At 69.9% G+C, this 16,991-nt stretch carries 17 protein-coding genes and 1 tRNA gene; 7 read left to right on the forward strand and 11 right to left on the reverse strand.

The annotated features are described in order from the left end of the window. Window positions 1-438: 438 nt before the first annotated feature. The 3 genes from PGN23_RS17680 (at window position 439) to aguB (ending at window position 3,421) form a co-directional block, all read left to right on the forward strand. Entirely contained in the window at window positions 439-1,773 is a 1,335-nt protein-coding gene (locus tag PGN23_RS17680) for a NupC/NupG family nucleoside CNT transporter (protein ID WP_335304412.1), read from the forward strand. Next, a complete protein-coding gene (locus PGN23_RS17685) occupies window positions 1,770-2,507 on the forward strand; it encodes a DUF2490 domain-containing protein (protein WP_335304414.1) in 738 nt (245 codons plus the stop codon). The genes PGN23_RS17680 and PGN23_RS17685 overlap by 4 nt, the downstream gene beginning before the upstream one ends. Before the next feature lie 62 nt (window positions 2,508-2,569). Then, window positions 2,570-3,421 (forward strand): N-carbamoylputrescine amidase, encoded by an 852-nt coding sequence (gene aguB, locus PGN23_RS17690; RefSeq protein WP_335304415.1) that lies wholly within the window; start codon window positions 2,570-2,572, stop codon window positions 3,419-3,421. A gap of 208 nt (window positions 3,422-3,629) precedes the next feature. On the opposite strand, the gene PGN23_RS17695 is transcribed toward aguB, so the two are convergent. After that, window positions 3,630-4,304: a uracil-DNA glycosylase gene (locus tag PGN23_RS17695; protein WP_335304416.1), complete on the reverse strand. Its 675-nt coding sequence runs from the start codon at window positions 4,302-4,304 to the stop codon at window positions 3,630-3,632. A gap of 24 nt (window positions 4,305-4,328) precedes the next feature. On the opposite strand from PGN23_RS17695, the gene folK reads away from it, so the two are divergent. The 4 genes from folK (at window position 4,329) to PGN23_RS17715 (ending at window position 7,958) form a co-directional block, all read left to right on the forward strand. Then, complete coding sequence (gene folK, locus PGN23_RS17700; protein ID WP_335304417.1) at window positions 4,329-4,817, forward strand: 2-amino-4-hydroxy-6-hydroxymethyldihydropteridine diphosphokinase; 489 nt, start codon at window positions 4,329-4,331, stop codon at window positions 4,815-4,817. Then, a tRNA-Lys gene (locus PGN23_RS17705) sits at window positions 4,818-4,893 on the forward strand. It abuts the gene before it with no gap. Window positions 4,894-5,002: 109 nt separating this feature from the next. Next, the gene (locus tag PGN23_RS17710) at window positions 5,003-6,799 is read left to right on the forward strand and encodes an SLC13 family permease (RefSeq protein WP_335304418.1); all 1,797 of its coding nucleotides are present in this window, start codon (window positions 5,003-5,005) and stop codon (window positions 6,797-6,799) included. Window positions 6,800-6,842: 43 nt separating this feature from the next. Continuing rightward, a complete protein-coding gene (locus tag PGN23_RS17715; RefSeq protein WP_335304419.1) occupies window positions 6,843-7,958 on the forward strand; it encodes an alpha/beta fold hydrolase in 1,116 nt (371 codons plus the stop codon). Between the two features lie 16 nt (window positions 7,959-7,974). On the opposite strand, the gene PGN23_RS17720 is transcribed toward PGN23_RS17715, so the two are convergent. From PGN23_RS17720 to PGN23_RS17765, 10 genes are all read right to left on the reverse strand, one after another. Further along, on the reverse strand, window positions 7,975-8,628 hold the full coding sequence (locus PGN23_RS17720; protein WP_335303501.1) for an IS630 family transposase: 654 nt from the start codon (window positions 8,626-8,628) through the stop codon (window positions 7,975-7,977). Beyond that, complete coding sequence (locus PGN23_RS17725; protein ID WP_335303502.1) at window positions 8,558-8,920, reverse strand: helix-turn-helix domain-containing protein; 363 nt, start codon at window positions 8,918-8,920, stop codon at window positions 8,558-8,560. Before PGN23_RS17725 ends, PGN23_RS17720 begins: the two co-directional genes overlap by 71 nt. 89 nt (window positions 8,921-9,009) lie before the next feature. Next, a complete protein-coding gene (locus tag PGN23_RS17730; RefSeq protein ID WP_335304420.1) occupies window positions 9,010-9,681 on the reverse strand; it encodes a TetR family transcriptional regulator in 672 nt (223 codons plus the stop codon). A 124-nt stretch (window positions 9,682-9,805) separates the two neighbouring features. Continuing rightward, window positions 9,806-10,684 carry a 3-hydroxyisobutyrate dehydrogenase gene (gene mmsB / locus PGN23_RS17735; protein WP_335304421.1) on the reverse strand — a complete coding sequence of 293 codons (879 nt, stop codon included), beginning with the start codon at window positions 10,682-10,684 and terminating at the stop codon, window positions 9,806-9,808. A 113-nt stretch (window positions 10,685-10,797) separates the two neighbouring features. After that, a complete protein-coding gene (locus tag PGN23_RS17740) occupies window positions 10,798-11,574 on the reverse strand; it encodes an enoyl-CoA hydratase (protein WP_335304422.1) in 777 nt (258 codons plus the stop codon). Between the two features lie 19 nt (window positions 11,575-11,593). Continuing rightward, entirely contained in the window at window positions 11,594-12,634 is a 1,041-nt protein-coding gene (locus tag PGN23_RS17745) for an enoyl-CoA hydratase/isomerase family protein (protein ID WP_335304423.1), read from the reverse strand. 43 nt (window positions 12,635-12,677) lie between these two features. Then, entirely contained in the window at window positions 12,678-13,823 is a 1,146-nt protein-coding gene (locus PGN23_RS17750; protein WP_335304425.1) for an acyl-CoA dehydrogenase family protein, read from the reverse strand. Window positions 13,824-13,842: 19 nt separating this feature from the next. Beyond that, window positions 13,843-14,367 carry a hypothetical protein gene (locus tag PGN23_RS17755; RefSeq protein WP_335304426.1) on the reverse strand — a complete coding sequence of 175 codons (525 nt, stop codon included), beginning with the start codon at window positions 14,365-14,367 and terminating at the stop codon, window positions 13,843-13,845. Next, window positions 14,364-15,314 carry a polysaccharide deacetylase family protein gene (locus tag PGN23_RS17760; RefSeq protein WP_335304427.1) on the reverse strand — a complete coding sequence of 317 codons (951 nt, stop codon included), beginning with the start codon at window positions 15,312-15,314 and terminating at the stop codon, window positions 14,364-14,366. Before PGN23_RS17760 ends, PGN23_RS17755 begins: the two co-directional genes overlap by 4 nt. 111 nt (window positions 15,315-15,425) lie before the next feature. Further along, on the reverse strand, window positions 15,426-16,928 hold the full coding sequence (locus PGN23_RS17765; RefSeq protein WP_335304643.1) for a CoA-acylating methylmalonate-semialdehyde dehydrogenase: 1,503 nt from the start codon (window positions 16,926-16,928) through the stop codon (window positions 15,426-15,428). Between the last annotated feature and the right edge of the window lie 63 nt (window positions 16,929-16,991).

The following is a 16,991-nucleotide window of genomic DNA, read 5'->3' on the forward strand; positions in this document are numbered from 1 at the left end:
CGCTCGATAGCGGAGGGTATGCGGCACGGGCAACACGTTACGTCGCCTCCCTATTGTGCCCCTCCCGCGCCCCTTAGCGTCATCCCCGCGGAGGCGGGGATCCAGACGCGCAGGTCCGCGCAAGGGCCGCAACGTCAGCGTGTCTGGTATCCCGCCTCCGCGGGAATGACGGAGGTGGGGATCGGTTGGGGACACCGCCTCAACCTCCTTTCCTGTCGAGCAACGCCGCTCTCACCGGCCGTCACCCCGGGCTTGACCCGGGGTCCCGCTTTCTCCCGAGGTGGCAGAGAAGCGGGACCCCGGCTCAAGGCCGGGGTGACGTGTCGCGGGTAATGGCCCCACGGGTCACAAGGGCTGGCCACCCACGCGCACGCGTGTAAAGGTGCGCGACCGCGCGGGGGGCCGCGTGACCGGCAACCTCGCGGAATTTGCGGAAGAATGCAGAGAATCCTCATCGGCCTCGCGGGCATCGTCGTCATCCTGCTGCTCGCGGTGCTGCTGTCCGCCGACCGGCGCGCGATCCGCGTGCGCGTCGTGGGCAGCGCCTTCGCGCTTCAGGTGCTGATCGCGGTCGTCGTCCTCTACTGGGGGCCCGGCCGTGCCGCGTTGCAGGGCGCGTCGAGCGGTGTCGCCGCGCTGCTCGGCTATTCGCAAAAGGGCACCGAGTTCCTCTTCGGCCGCCTCGCCGCACCCGACGTCGGCGGGCAGAGCTTCGCGATCGCCGCGCTTCCGGTCATCATCTTCTTCGCCAGCCTCGTCTCGATCCTCTATTATCTGGGCGTGATGCAGCGCGTCGTGCGCTGGGTCGGCGGCGCGATCGAGAAGGTCATCGGCGTATCGAAGGTCGAGAGCCTGTGCGCGGCCGCCAACATCTTCGTCGGGCAGAGCGAATCGCCGCTCGTCATCCGCCCCTACCTCGCCGGGCTCACGCCCGCGCAGCTGTTCACCGTCATGACCAGCGGGATGGCGGGCGTCGCTGGCACGATCCTGGCGGCCTATGCCTCGATGGGGATCAGCATCGACTATCTGCTCGCGGCCAGCTTCATGGCGGCGCCCGGCGGCATCCTGATGGCGAAGATCGTCATGCCCGACCGCGTGCTGCCGCCCGAGGGCGAGCTGCCGCTGGGCGACCTGCCCGACGAGGATCGCCAGATCGCGCTCGCCGAGTCGCGCATCAGCGGGATGGGCCCCGCCGCGCTGCTGCCGGAGGGGACGCCGGGCGAGCCCCTGCCCGAGGCGACGCACGACGAGGAGAAGCCCGCCAACCTCATCATGGCCGCCGCGCAGGGCGCGCAGACGGGGGTGAAGCTGGCGGTCGCGGTCGGTGCGATGGTGCTGGCGTTCGTCGCGCTGGTCGCGCTCGCCAACGGGCTGCTCGCCAGCCTGGGCGGGCTCGTCGGCATGCCGGGGCTCAGCTTCCAGGGGCTGCTCGGGCTCGTCTTCCAGCCGATCATGTTCCTGCTCAACGTGCCGTGGAGCGAGGCGGGGATCGCCGGCGGGCTGTTCGGCGAGAAGATCGTCCTCAACGAGTTCGTCGCCTATATCGACCTCGGCAAGCAGGCCGCGCAGCTGTCGCCGCGCACGATCGCGGTGGTGACGTTCGCGCTGTGCGGCTTCGCCAATTTCTCCTCGATCGCGATCCAGATGGCGGTCACGGGCAGCCTGGCGTCCAACCAGCGCCCGACGATCGCGCGGCTGGGCCTGCGCGCGCTGGCGGCGGGCAGCCTCGCCAACCTGATGTCCGCGGCGCTGGCGGGGTTGCTGATCGGATGATGCGCCTCCTCCCGCTCGCCGCCCTGCTGCTCCCCGCCGCCGCGCACGCCGACGAGATCAACCACGGCGGGCAATTGTGGGGCAGCATCCAGGTCACCGCGCCGCTGGGCGACAATGTCTTCGCGACGATGGACATCCAGCCGCGCGTGTCGACCCCCAATGCCGCGACCGCGCCGATCACGATCATCCCGCCGGTCATTTCCTATCGCGTCAACGACAACCTCATCGCGTCGGGCGGCTATCTCTACGCCTATATCGACGGCGCGCGCATCTTCGGGCTGCACGAGGACCGCTTCTTCCAGCAGTTCGGCTACCGCATCGGCAACATCGGGCGCGTCGGCGTGCGGATGCAGACCCGGCTGGAGGAGCGCAAGCGCTCGACCGGGCAGGACTGGAACGTCCGCGTCGCGCAGCAGCTGCTCTTCGCGCTGCCGCTGGGGAAGGAGTCCGGCGCGGGCCCCACCGCGGTCGCCTCGACCGAGCTCTACTGGAACCTGAGCAAGGCCGACTGGGGCGCGCGCAAGGGCTATGACGATCTGTGGACCTTCGCCGGGCTCCAGGTGCCGCTGCGCGAGGACGTGGCGATGGAATTCGGCTACCTCAACCAGCGCCAGCGCGCGGTGAACGGACGCGCGAACATGAACCACGCCGCGGTGATCGGCGTGTCGTTCCAGCTCGCGCGCCGCGTCCGCCCGCCGCTGGTGGTGCCGACCCTGCCGGGGCGGGCGTTCTAGGCCCGCCCTCGCCATGACGGGAGGCCTTCCCCCCACGCGCGCGCGCGCCTATCTGCGCGCGCATGACCCAGATCACCGTCGCCGCGCTCCAGCTCGCCTTCTCCGCCGACATCGACGCGAATATCGCGAAGGTGTCCGACGCCGTGCGCGAGGCGCATGCGCGCGGCGCGCAGGTCATCCTCCCGCCCGAATTGTTCGAGGGCGAGTATTTCTGCCGGGTGGAGGACGAATCGCTGTTCGCCAACGCCGCGCCGGCGGGCGAGCACAAGGCGGTGCTGGCGATGCAGGCGCTGGCCGAGGCGCTGAAGGTGTGGATCCCCACCAGCTTCTTCGAGCTGGACGGCCCGCACCATTACAATTCGCTGGCGATGATCGGCCCCGACGGCGAGATCCAGGGCCTCTATCGCAAGAGCCACATCCCCGACGGCCCGGGGTATGAGGAGAAGTTCTACTTCCGCCCCGGCAATACCGGGTTCAAGGTGTGGAAGGGGCCGGAGCGGACGACGCTGGGCGTCGGGGTGTGCTGGGACCAATGGTATCCCGAAACCGCGCGCGCGATGATGCTGATGGGGGCGGAAATGCTTTTCTACCCCACCGCGATCGGCAGCGAGCCGCACGACACCTCGCTCGACACCGCGCGGCTGTGGCGGCGCGCGATGGTGGGCCATGCGGTGTCGAACGTCGTGCCGGTGATCGCCGCCAACCGCGTCGGCACCGAGCACGGCCAGACCTTCTACGGCACCAGCTTCATTACCGACGAGCGCGGCGACATCCTGGCCGAGCTCGACCGCGAGGAGGAAGGCGTCATCACCGCGACGCTCGACCTCGACCGGGTGAAGCGCCACCGCGCGGCGTTCGGGTTCTTCCGCGACCGTCGCCCGGACCTCTACGGCCGGCTGGTGCAGGACATTTGAGGAAACCTCCCCGTCCCCCCGGACTTGAGCGAGACCTCTGCAAAAGGCTACACCGTGCTCCTGCGCAGGCAGGAGCACGGCGTGGGCTGGGTGCCGTTGCACCTGTTTTGCAAAGTTCCCGCCTTGAGCCGGGGTCCCACTTCTCACCCCACGGTCGCGGGAAAGCGGGATCCCGGGTCGAGCCCGGGGTGACGAATTGTCGGATCGGTCAGGCAGCCGCCCCCATCTCCTCCCGCACCGCCAGCGCCCGCGCGAAGACCGCCGCGAACATCTCCGGCGTCAGCCGCCCGGTGTTCTGGTTGTAGCGGCTGCAGTGATAGCTATCGATCAGCACCCGCCCGTCCGGCATCCGGTGCTCCGCCAGATGCGCGAACCGCGCCTTGGGCAGCCGCCCGCCCATCACCTTCACCGTCGACTGATGCGCGATCTGCCCCAGCGCGACGAACACGCGAACGTTGGGCAGCGCCGCCGCCTGCCCCGCCAGGAACGGGCGGCAGTGGCGGATCTCCTCCGTCGTCGGCTTGTTCTCCGGCGGCAGGCATTTGACGGCGTTGATGATGACCGCGCCCGTCAGCCGCAGCGTATCCTCCGGGCGGCCCTCATATCCTCCCTCCGCCAGCCCGTATCGGGCGAGCGTGCCGAACAGCAGGTCGCCCGAATAGTCGCCGGTGAAGGGGCGCCCGGTGCGGTTCGCCCCCTGCTTGCCGGGCGCCAGACCCACGATCGCCAGCCAGGCGTCGGGGTCGCCGAACGCGTTGACCGGCGCGTTCCACCAGTCGGGATGCGCCGCGCGCAGCGCATGGCGCACCGCGACCAGCCGCGGGCAGAGGGGACAATCGCGCGGCGGCTCGCTGGCGGGGATGGGAGAGGGTGCGAAATCCATGGGCGTGCGATATTCGGGCGCGCGATGGCCATTTCAACCTATGCGGTCGCGGTCGGCGGCAACCGGCGGGGACGTCACGGCACGCCGCGTGCGGAGGTACGCGCCGCGCTGGCACTGCTCGGCGGTACCCCCTCGCCGATCATCGACACGCCCCCGCTCGGCCCCTCGATCCGCCGCTTCGCCAATGCCGTGACCGTGATCGCGTCCGCCGAGCCGCCCGCCGCGCTGCTCGCCCGACTGAAGGCGGTGGAGCGCGCCGCGGGGCGCCGCGCCGGGCGCCGCTGGGGCGCGCGCGTCCTCGATCTCGATATCGTGCTGTGGAGCGGCGGACGCCTCGCGACGCGCCCGCTCACCCTCCCGCACCCCGCCTTTCGCACGCGCGCCTTCGTTCTGCGCCCGTTGCTCGCGGTCGCGCCGGGCTGGCGCGATCCCGTGACGGGGTTGCGCGTCCGCCATCTTCATGCCCGGTTGACCCGCGCCCGCCCGATCAATAGGCCCCGCGGAACATGGTGAGGGTCCGTAGCTCAGTCGGTAGAGCAAGCGACTTTTAATCGAGAGGTCCCGGGTTCGAGCCCCGGCGGACCCACCATGGCGCCCCGCCCACCACCACACCACGTGCGGCGACATTCCCGCCATCGCCGTGCAAGTGCCGCAATCCGGCGGACATTGTCGGCGTCTCGCGCATTCCTGTCTCGACGATGACGCTGCCCCAGATCCTCTCCATCGCGACGCTCATCGGCATGATGGCGCTCTTCATCTGGGGGCGGTTCCGCTACGACGTGACCGCGATCGTCGCGCTGCTGGCCGCGCTGCTGCTCGGCATCGTGTCGCCCGCGGAGGCGTTCAAGGGCTTCTCCGACGACATCGTCGTCATCGTCGGCTCCGCGCTGGTCATTTCGGCCGCGGTGCAGCGCTCGGGCGTTGTCGAGCGCGCGCTGCGGCGCGTCGGGCGGCGCGTCACCCGCGTGCGCTCGCAATTGCTGGTCCTGACCGCGTCGGTCGGCTTCGCCAGCGCGCTGGTGAAGAACATCGGCGCGCTCGCCATGCTCATGCCCGCCTCGTTCCAGATGGCGAAGAAGAACGACGCCAGCCCCTCGGTCTTCCTGATGCCGATGTCGTTCGCCGCCTTGCTCGGCGGATTGATGACGCTGGTCGGCACGTCCCCCAACATCATCGTCAGCCGCGCGCGCGAGCAGATGACCGGCCAGCCGTTCGGCATGTTCGACTATACGCCGGTCGGGCTCGGGCTGTTCGTCATCGGGCTGATCTACCTGCGCTTCGCCTATCGCCTGATCCCGCGGGACCGCCGTGCCGCCCCGACCATGGGCGAGGCGCTCGACATCACCGCCTATGTGACCGAGGTGGTGCTCACCGCCGGTTCGCCCGCCGTCGGGGAGACGGTGCAGGCGTTCCTCGACCGGCACGAGGGCGAGGTGACGGTGACGCAGCTGCTGCGCGCCGGAATGCGCAGCGCCCCCCTGCCCGACACCGAATTGCGGGAGGACGACACGCTGATCCTGGGCGGCGAGCCCGACGCGCTGGAGCGCGTGATCGCGGGCGACCGCCTCGCCTATGAGGGCGAGGCGCGCGAGAAGGCGCAGGAGCGGCGCGACAGGGAGGCCGGCACCGACGCGGGCGAAGTCGGCGTGATCGAGGCGGTCGTCAACGCCGGATCGCGACTGGAGGGGCAGACCGCCGGCCAGCTGAACCTGCAACGCCAGCACGGCGTCAACCTGATCGCGATCTCGCGCCGGGGCGAGCGGCTGTCGCGGCGGCTCGCCAACATCCGCCTGCGCACGGGCGACGTCGTCGTGCTTCAGGGCGGGCTGGATACGATGCCCGGGAAACTGCGCGATCTCGGCTGCCTGCCGCTGGCGGAGCGCGACCTGCGGCTCGGCTCGCGGCGCGCGACATGGCTGCCGATCTCGATCCTGGGCGTGGCGATGTTCCTGACCGCGATGGGCTGGGTGCCGGTCGCGGTCGCCTTCTTCGCCGCGGCGGGGCTGGTGATGGCGACCGGCGCCATCAGCCCGCGCGACGCCTATGAGCATGTCGAATGGCCGATCCTCATCATGCTGGGCGCGCTGATCCCGGTGTCCGATTCGCTGCGCACCACCGGCGCGTCGGACGTGATCGCGACGTGGCTGGCGCAGTTCGCGACCACGCTGCCGCCATGGGGCGCGGTCGCGCTGATCCTGGCCGCGGCGATGGCGGTGACGCCGTTCCTGAACAATGCCGCGACCGTGCTGGTGATGGCACCGATCGCCGCGCAGTTCGCCGGCGATCTGGGCTATCGGCCGGAGGCGTTCCTGATGGCGACCGCGGTGGGCGCGGGGTGCGACTTCCTCACCCCGATCGGGCACCAGTGCAACACGCTGGTGCTCGGCCCCGGCGGCTATCGCTTCGGCGACTATGCGCGGCTGGGCGCGCCGCTGTCGCTGCTGGTCCTGCTCCTGGGCACGCCGCTGATCCTGTTCGTCTGGCCGCTGGGGTGAGGCAGGGCTTGGCGCGCGCGCCGATCGGCGCCACACCCGCGCCATGATCGCCGCGCTTCTCCTGCTGCTGGCTCAGGCAGCCGCTCCCGCCACCCCGCCGCCCGCCACGCCACCGATCGCCGCCGCCGCGGTCCCCCGCACCCCGGCCGCGACGCGCTGGCCCACGCGCGAGGCGGATTATATCATTCCGGGCTTCCGCTTCCGCTCGGGCGAGACGCTGCCCGCGCTGCGCGTGCATTACACCACGCTCGGCCAACCGCATCGCGATGCGAAGGGTGAGATCGACAATGCCGTCATGGTCCTCCACGGCACCGGCGGGACGGGCAGGCAGTTCCTCAATCCCGCCTTCGCGGACGAATTGTACGGGCCCGGCCAGCCGCTCGACATCACGCGCTATTGGATCATCCTGCCCGACGGCATCGGGCACGGCGGCTCGTCGAAGCCTTCCGACGGGCTGCACATGCGCTTCCCGGCCTATGATTACGACGACATGGTCGAGGCGCAGTACCGGCTGCTGCGCGACGGGCTGGGCATCCGCCGGATGCGGCTGGTGATGGGCACGTCGATGGGGTGCATGCACAGCCTGATGTGGGGCGAGGCGCATGCCGACTTTCTGCGCGCGCTGATGCCGCTGGCGTGCGAGCCGGTGGAGATCGCGGGGCTGAACCGCATGTGGCGGCAGCTGGCGATCGACGGCATCCAGACCGATCCGGCGTGGCAGAACGGCGAATATCGCACGCCCCCGGTGCAGGGACTGCGCACCGCCGCCAGCCTGCTGTTCGTCGCGGGCGCGGCGCCGCTCTACTTCCAGGCGCAATATCCCACCCGCGCCGCGGCGGAGGCGTTCGCGCGCCAGCGGGTCGCCGCCTCGATCGCCGCGACCGACGCCAACGACCTGATCTACCAGGTCGACGCCTCGCGCAGCTATGCCCCCTGGTCGCGGCTGGAGGCGATCACCGTGCCGACGACGTGGATCAACTCCGCCGACGACTTCATCAACCCGCGCAACCTCGACTACCCGACCCGCGCGGTGGCGCGGATGAAGGATGCGCGCTTCCGGCTGGTCCCGGAGACCGCCGACACGCGCGGCCACGGCACCCACACGGTCGCACGCTTCTGGAAGCGGGATCTCGCCGATCTGCTCGACCGTACGAAATAGCTAGAGTCAGTTTCGATCATGTTTGCACGTAGCCTGAGTGTCGGAGGTAGTTTGCGCATTCGGCGGGTCTGAAGCGTTTGAGGATGTGCTTGAGGGCTGTGACGATGGCGTCGAAGGAGCGCGGGGCGGCCTTTCGGAGCAGCGCCTTGATCTTGGCGAAGGCCTGCTCGATCGGGTTGAAGTCGGGGCTGTAGGCTGGAAGGTAGAGCAGGCCCATGCCTGCATCCTCGAGACACTGCCGGACGCCGTCGACCTTGTGGGCCGCCAGGTTGTCGCAGACCACGATGCTGCCGGGCGGCAGTTCGGGGATGAGGTGATCGGTCAGCCATTGCTGGAAGATGCGGCCGGTCATCGGCGTGTCGATCAGCATCGGCGCGGCGATGCCGTCGTGGCGCAGGCCGGCGACGAAGGTCGAGGTCATCCAGTGCCCGTGGGGTGCCTTGCCGAGCAGCGGCTTGCCCTTCCGGCCCCAGCCGCGCAGCCGGGTCATGCTGGTGGTCGTCCCTGTCTCGTCGACGAAGACCAGCGACGTGAAGTCCAGTCCGGCCTGTGCGGCACGCCAGACCTCGCGCGCGACCGCGACGTCCGGCCGGTCCTGCTCAGCCGCGAAGATGGTCCTTTTTTTTGTGCCGCAGCCCCAGCCTGCGCACCGTCCGCCAGACGCTCGCATAACTGACCTCGATCCCGCGCCCGGCCAGCTCGCTCCTGACTTCGCCCAGCGTCAACTCCGGCACCTCGGCCAGCCGCTCGCCGATCCAGCCCGCCTGATCCAGCAGCTTCGAGCGCCGATCGCCGCCCATCGGCCGCGCCGCGTGGCTGCTCTCGCGCCGGTAGCGCCGCCACCAGTTCCCCGCCGTGCTCGGCGCCACGTCGAACGCCGCACCCACCTCCCGACAGCTCCGCCCCGTCGCCATCGCCGCTACCACCCGCTTGCGAAGGTCATCCGAATACGCCTTGCCCATCCACGCCAGCCTCCCATCCGGCCAGCACCTTGAATCACCAAATCACCCCTACGTGAATCCCCCTTGATTCAACTCGGTCGCAGACGACTCTAGGCGCGCACGCTGTCGAGCAGCAGCGCGATGACGTGGCGTGCGTAGTCGCGGCGCAGCGCATCGTCGATGTCGGGGACGCCGAACGCCCATTTCAACGCGTAGCGAGCCTGGAACAGGTGATCGCACGCGCCGATCAGCGAGAAATAGAACAGCATCGGGTCGATGTGGCGGAAGACCCCTTCCGCCTCGCCCTGCGCCAGGATCGCGGCCTGCGCGCGCGCCAGCGGCTGCACCACGCGCTCGGAGATGAAGCGCGCGCCCTCCCCGTCCACCTCCTGCGACAGCGCCGCGATCAGGCGGTTGAGATAGGGGTGCTCGAAATAGGTCTTGATGATCGCCTGGATGTGGCGCGTCAGCTTCTCCTCCGCCGGCAGGTCGGCCGCGACCAGATCCTCCAGCATCGGGAAGGTGCCGCCGACGTCGCGGCTGATGAGCGCCCGGAACAGCCCCGACTTGCCGCCGAAGCGGTAATGGATCAGCGCGGAATTGAGGCCGGCGCGCGCCGCGATCTCGTTGAAGGTGACGGTGATCGAATTGCGCTCGATCATCAGCCCGCTGGCCGCGTCCAGCAGCACGTCGCCCGAGTGGCGACCATCGCGCTTGCGCGGCCTCACCGGCGCGCGCGCGCCCACGCCGCGCACAGGGGTTCCCGCTGACAGGCTGGGCATCCGCGTCTCATCCCTTTTCGCGGGCCCGCTATGACGATGCCCTCTCCTGACGGGGAGGATAAGGCCGCTTCGGAACGGATGGCAAGGAGAAACCCCGTCCTTCCCGCTCAGGCGGGGATGACGATCATCCGCGGTCCAGCATCCGGATGATCCCGGAGAAATCCAGCCCGCCCTGCCCCGCGTCAGCGAACGCCTGGTACAGCTCGCGCGCGCGCTCGCCCATCGGCACCTGCGCCTGGACGCCCTCCGCCGCCGCCATGGCGAGGTTTAGGTCCTTGAGCATCAGCGCGCCCGCGAACCCGCCCCGATAGTCGCGATCGGCGGGCGATACCGGGCCGACGCCGGGCACCGGGCAATAGCTCGTCATCGACCAGCTCTGCCCGGTCGCCTGCCCGGAGATGTCGAAGAAGGTCTGCGGGTCGAGCCCCAGCCGCTGCGCCAGCACGAACGCCTCGCACGTCGCGATCATCGTCGAGCCCAGGATCAGGTTGTTGCACAGCTTCGCCGCCTGTCCCGCACCGTTGCCGCCGGCGTGGATCACCGCCTTGCCCATGTCCTCCAGGAACGGCCGGGCGAGCTCGAACGCCTCCGCGCTGCCGCCGACCATGAAGGTCAGCGTGCCCCCCTCCGCCGCCGCGATCCCGCCGCTGACCGGCGCGTCCACCGCGGGGACGCCGCGCGCCGCCGCGCCCTGCGCCAGTTCGCGCGCGGTGGCGACGTCGATCGTCGAACAGTCGATCAGGATGGTGGAGGCGGCCGCGCCGCCCAGGCTCTCGGCATAGACCTGCGCGACATGCCGCCCGGCCGGCAGCATGGTGACGACCGCCTCGGCGCCCTCCGCCGCCTCGGTCGCGGAGGCGACCGGCAGGCACCCCGCCGCCTTCGCGCGCTCCATCGCCTCGGCCGACAGGTCGAACGCGCGGACGTCGTGCCCCTTCTTCGCCAGATTGGCGGCCATCCCGCCGCCCATGTTGCCCAGCCCGATGAACCCGACGCGTGCCATATCGCTCTCCAGTAAACTCGTATCGTCACCCCGGCCCTGAGCCGGGGTCCCGCTGTGTCGTCGCCGCCGCGGAAGAAGCGGGAGCCCGGATCACGTCCGGGGTGACGGCGTGGCTATTTCCCCCTCCACTGCCCCGCGCGCTTCTCGACGAAGGCGGCCATGCCCTCCTTCTGGTCGGCGGTGCCGAACAGGCCGTTGAACAGCCGCCGCTCGAACTGCACGCCCTGCGCGAGGCCCGTCTCGAACGCGACGTTCACCATTTCCTTGTTCGCGATCACCGCCAGCGGCGCCATGCCGGCGATCGTGGCCGCGGTCTTGACCGCCTCCTCGACCAGATCGCCCGCCGGGATCACGCGGCTGACGAGGCCGGCGCGCTCCGCCTCGGCGGCGTCCATCATGCGGCCCGTCAGGCACATCTCCATCGCCTTGGCCTTGCCCACCGCACGCGCGAGGCGCTGCGATCCGCCCATGCCCGGCGACACCGCCAGCTTGATCTCCGGCTGGCCGAACTTCGCGGTGTCGGCGGCCAGGATGAAGTCGCACATCATCGCCAGCTCGCACCCGCCGCCCAGCGCATAGCCCGCGACCGCGGCGATGATCGGCTTGCGCGTGCGCGTCAGCGTCTCGTACCCGCCGAAGAAGTTCGCGCCGTACATATCGGCGAAGCCCTGCGCCGACATCTCCTTGATATCCGCGCCCGCGGCGAACGCCTTCTCGCTGCCGGTCAGCACCGCGCACCCCTGCGACGGGTCCGCATCGAACGCGGCGAACGCGGCGAGCAGGTCCGCGAGCACCTGCGAGTTGAGCGCATTGAGCGCCTGCGGACGGTTCAGCGTCACCAGCGTGACGGCCCCGCGCTGCTCGACGAGGATCGTTTCATAATCGGCCATGTGCACAGTCTCCTGATCGTCAGTACGGGTTCCACGCCTCGCCATCGGGCAGCGGCGCGAAGATCTGGTCGATGACGTGATCGCTCACGCCGTCCGGCGTGGCGGGGTTCCAGCGCGGTGCGTTGTCCTTGTCCACGATCACCGCGCGCACCCCCTCCAGGAAGTCGTGGCGCTGCACCACGCGAGCGCCGACCGCATATTCCTGCCGCATCTCGTCCTCGAACGTCGCCATCGTGCGCCCGTCGAGCAGCAGCTTCAGGCTGACCTTCATCGTCTGCGGCGACTTGGTCTTCAGCGTCGCCAGCGTCCCTTTCGCGAAGTCGGACGGGTCCGCCTCCAGCGCCTCGAACACCTCCTCCAGCCGGTCGGACGCGAACAGCCGGTCGATCGCCTCGCGGTGGGCGAGCAGCCTCGCCTCGCCCGGCTCCACGGACAGCGCATCCAGCACGCCCGCGACGTCGTCCGGCGTTGTCGCCAGCCGCGTTTTCGCGTCCTCGACGCGCTCGGCGGGCAGGTAATGCGTCGCCAGCCCCAGCGCCCGCGTCTCCGCCCCGTCCAGCCGGTGCCCGGTCAGCGCCAGGAACTGTCCGATGCGCCCCGGCAGCCGCGACAGATACCAGCCGCCACCGACATCGGGGAACAGCCCGATTCCCGTCTCCGGCATCGCCAGCTTCGTATTTTCCGTCGCGACGCGGTAGCGGCACGGCTGGCTGATGCCGACGCCGCCGCCCATCGTGACGCCGTCCATGAACGCGACCGTGTCCTTGGCATAGGTGAACAGCCGGTGGTTCATGCGATATTCGGTGGCGAAGAAGGCGCGCGCCTCCGCGCCGTCCTTCGCACCCGATTCCGCTAGCATCCGGATGTCGCCCCCGGCGCAGAAGCCCCTGCCCTCGGCATGGTCGATCACGACGCAGCGGATGGCGGCATCCTCGCGCCATGCCTCCAGCGCGTCGAGCACGCCGGCGCACATCGCGGTGTTCAGCGCGTGGATCGCCTTGGGCCGGTTCAGCCGGATGCGCCCGACCGGGCCGTCGGTGGTGATGATGAGGTCGTTCATACCCTCTTCCTCTCGATCGTCCCTTCAATCGTCCCTTCAATCGTCACTGCCGCGTCAGCTCGCGCCCGACGATCATCCGCATCACCTGGTTGGTCCCCTCCAGGATCGAATGGACGCGCAGGTCGCGCCAGAACCGCTCGATCGGATAATCCATCAGATAGCCGTAGCCGCCATGCAGCTGGAGCGCGCGATCGACCACGCTGCTGCCGGTGTCGGTCGACAGCCGCTTCGCCATCGCCGCGAAGCGCGTCTTGTCGGGCGCGTTCGCGCTCACTTTCGCCGCGGCGACGTACAGCAGGTAGCGCGCCGCCTGCAGCTCGGTATCCATGTCCGCCAGCATGAACTGCGTGTTCTGGAACTCGGCGACCGGCTTGCCGAACTGCTGCCGGTCCTTCGTATAGGCGATCGCCTCGTCCAGGCAGCGCTGCGCGCCCCCCAGCGAACAGGCGCCGATGTTCAGCCGCCCGCCGTCCAGCCCCATCATCGCGAAGCGGAAGCCCTCGCCCTCCTGGCCGACGCGATTGTCGACCGGCACGCGGACGTTGTCGAAGATCACCTGCCGCGTCGGCTGCGCATGCCAGCCCAGCTTGCGCTCGTTCGCGCCGAAGCTGACGCCGGGCATGTCCTTCTCGATCACCAGGCAGGAAATGCCCTTGGGCCCTTCCGCGCCGGTGCGCACCATCGTGACATAGACCTCGTTCTCGCCCGCGCCGGAGATGAACTGCTTGGTGCCGTTGACGACATAATGGTCGCCGTCGAGCCGCGCGCTGGTCTTCAGCGCCGCCGCGTCCGATCCCGACCCCGGCTCGGTCAGGCAATAGCTGGCGATCCGCTCCATCGTGACCAGGTCGGGCAGGTAGCGCGCCTTCAGCTCGGCGTTGCCGAAGCGGTCGATCATCCAGCTGGCCATGTTGTGGATCGAGATGAACGCGCTGGTGGCGGGGCAGCCATAGGCCATCGCCTCCATGATGAGCGCCGCCTCCAGCCGGCCCAGGTTGATCCCGCCGCTCTCCTCGCTGACGTAGATCGCGGCGAAGCCGAGCTCCGCCGCCGCCTTGATCGTATCGCGCGGGAAGATGTGCTTCTCGTCCCATTCCGCGGCGAAGGGCGTGATGCGGTCCGCGGTGAAGCGGCGCGCCAGCTCCTGGATCTCGCGCTGGTCGTCGGTCAGGTCGAACTGGTCGGTCATGTCACGTCCCGTCTGGCGCTCAGCAGCGCTTGTAGCGGATGGAGAGGGCAGGCTGTCCGGCGGCGGCGGCGCGGGTGCGCGACAGCGTCGTGTCGCCATTCTCCAGCCGATAGGTTTCGGTGGCGATGGTCGCCTGCCCCTCCCCGTCGAAACGCAGGTCCGCGCTCAGCGCGATCGGCGACAGCGGCCGCATCGCCTGCACGCGCGCCTTGGATTCGTAGAAGCGGATCGTGTCGCCATCGACGTCGATCCGCCCCGTTGCGGCGGTGTTCGCCAGCTCGCAATCGTCGTCGCTCGCGCCCCAGAAGCCGCGGAACGCCGCGGGAAAGGCACGGTCGCGCGCGGCATTGGGCGTCGGCGTCGCCACCGGCACGCCCAGCCGTGCGGTCGATTTCGCGCCGCTGCGCGCCACCTCGGCATCGATCGCGGCCTGCGCACGCGCTTCCTTCTCCGGCACCTCGACGCGATTGTAGTCCGCCGACGTGCCGCCCGAGCACGCCGCCAGCATCGCCGCCAGCGCCATTGCCGTGATCGCCCGCGTCATGGCGCCTCCTTCTCGTGCAGCACCCGCGTCGCGAACAGCCGGTTGGCCAGCCGCGAGTCGTTGCGCTCGTAGGAACGCGGCGCCGGCACGCCTTGCTCCAGCGCGATCATCTCGATCCGCGTGCCCTGCGCGACGGGGGTGTCCGGCGCCGGGGCGGCGGCGAGCGGGTCGGCATAGGCCGCATCCGCGGTCACGATCGTCCAGCCGTCGCGGCGCAGCGCCCTGGCCAGGTCCGCGACATATAGCGCCGCCAGATCGGTTTCGTGCAACAGCAGGACATGCGCGGGCGACCGCCCCAGCACGCGCCGCGCCAGCGCATCGCCGAAGTCCGCCGAGCGGACCATCGTCTCGACGTACAGCGTCCTCAGCGCGGGATAGTCGACCCGCTTGCCCGCCCGCACCGCCTGTTCCAGCTGATATTCGATGTTCCAGTCGGAGCCGTCGACGGTGACATAGGCGTTCGACAGCCCGCGCGCCGCCAGCCCGGCGCGCGCCGCATCGCGCAGCGCGCGGTCGCTGCCGCCTTCGTCCAGGAAGGGGAAGCGGAACCACGGCCGATAGCCGGTCCGCCCCTTCAGCCAGGCCTCGCTGCGGTCGATGTCGGCCAGAAAGGCGGTCGCGCCGATCCTGCTGAGCGCGGGATGCGAGAAACTGTGGTCGCCGATGACGTGACCCGCGGCGACATAGGCGGCGATGCGCTGCTCGCCGCCCGCGCCGTCCGCCGTGGCGAGCGATCCCGGATTCACGAACATCGCCGCCTGCGCCACCTTCGCCCGGCGCAGCTGCGCGATCAGCCGCCGCGTCCGCTCCTCCGGCGTGAACAGCGCACCGCGCGTGCGCGGCACGTCGTCGAACGTCAGCGCGATGCGCTTCTCCTGCGCCGCCGCGGGCACGGCGGCGAGCAGGGCCAGAAGGATCAGGATCAGGCGCCGCAGGGTCATCGTCATCGCCTCCTCGTCACCCCGGACTTGTTCCGGCATCCACCGTTCCGCGGGAGCAGCATCCGCGACCCTTGCGGCACGGTGGATGCCGGAACAAGTCCGGCATGACGGCTCCCCTCACCCCATCGTCGGGATGACGAAGGCATTGGCCGCATCCACCCCCGCCGCGCCGTCGGGCCAGCGCTGCGTCACGGTCTTCACCCGGGTCCAGAACTTCACCCCCTCCATGCCGTGCTGGTTGGTATCGCCGAACGCGCTGCGCTTCCACCCGCCGAAGGTGTGATAGGCGACCGGCACCGGGATCGGCACGTTGATGCCGACCATGCCGACGTTGACGCGCGCCGCAAACTCGCGCGCGGCGTGGCCGTTGCGCGTGAAGATCGCGACGCCGTTGCCATATTGATGCTCGCTGGGCAGCCGCAGCGCGGTCTCGAAATCGGGCGCGCGCACGATCTGGAGGACGGGGCCGAAGATCTCCTCCTTGTACGCCTGCATGTCCGGGGTGACGCGGTCGAACAGGCTGGGCCCGATGAAGAAGCCCTGCTCATGCCCCTGCAACGTGAAGTTCCGGCCGTCGACGACCAGTTCGGCACCCTCGTCGACCCCGGTCTGGATCCAGTTCTCGACCCGCTGCTTGTGCGCGGCGTTGACCACCGGGCCGTAGTGCGCGTCCTTGTCGGTCGATACGCCGACCCGCAACGCGGCGATCGCGGGGATCAGCTTCTCGCGCAGGCGGTCCGCGGTCTGCTCGCCCACCGGCACCACCACCGGCAGCGCCATGCAGCGCTCGCCCGCCGAACCGAACGCCGCGCCCGACAGATCGGCGACGACCTGGTCCAGATCGGCGTCGGGCATGACGATGCCGTGGTTCTTCGCGCCCCCCATTGCCTGCACGCGCTTCCCCGCATCGACGCCGCGGCGATAGACGTAATGCGCGATGTCGGACGACCCGACGAAGCTGATCGCGCCGATCGCGGGATGATCCAGGATCGCGTCGACCATCTCCTTGTCGCCGTGGACGACCTGCAACACGCCCTCGGGCAGCCCCGCCTCGCGCATCAGCTCGGCGAGGCGCACCGGCACCGACGGGTCGCGCTCGCTGGGCTTCAGGATGAACGCGTTGCCGCAGGCGATCGCGACGCCGAACATCCACATCGGGATCATCGCGGGGAAGTTGAACGGCGTGATACCGGCGCCGATGCCGATCGGCTGGCGCATCGAATAGACGTCGATGCCGGGGCCCGCGCCCTGCGTATATTCGCCCTTCAGCACGTGGGGCACGCCGCAGCAGAATTCGATGACCTCCAGCCCGCGCTGGATGTCGCCCTTCGAATCCGCGATCACCTTGCCATGTTCGGAGGACAGGGTGCGCGCCAGCTCCTCCATGTTCGCCTCGACCAGTTCCTTGAAGCGGAACATCACGCGCGCGCGGCGCTGCGGGTTGGTCGCGGCCCACGCCGGCTGCGCGGCCTGCGCCGCGGCGACCGCGCGGTCGAGGTCCGCCGTCGTGCCCAGCGTCACCCGCGCCTGCACCTGCCCGCTGTTGGGGTCGTAGACATCGCCGTGGCGGGTCGCCGTCCCCGCGGCTCCGCCGGCTACGACATGCTCGATCGTCCGCATCGCATCGCTCTCCATGATTGACCTGCGTCTGCGCGCTGCATCATTTGCCCGCAAGCGGCGAAT

Source organism: Sphingomonas adhaesiva (assembly GCF_036946125.1).
Taxonomy (GTDB): domain Bacteria; phylum Pseudomonadota; class Alphaproteobacteria; order Sphingomonadales; family Sphingomonadaceae; genus Sphingomonas; species Sphingomonas adhaesiva_A.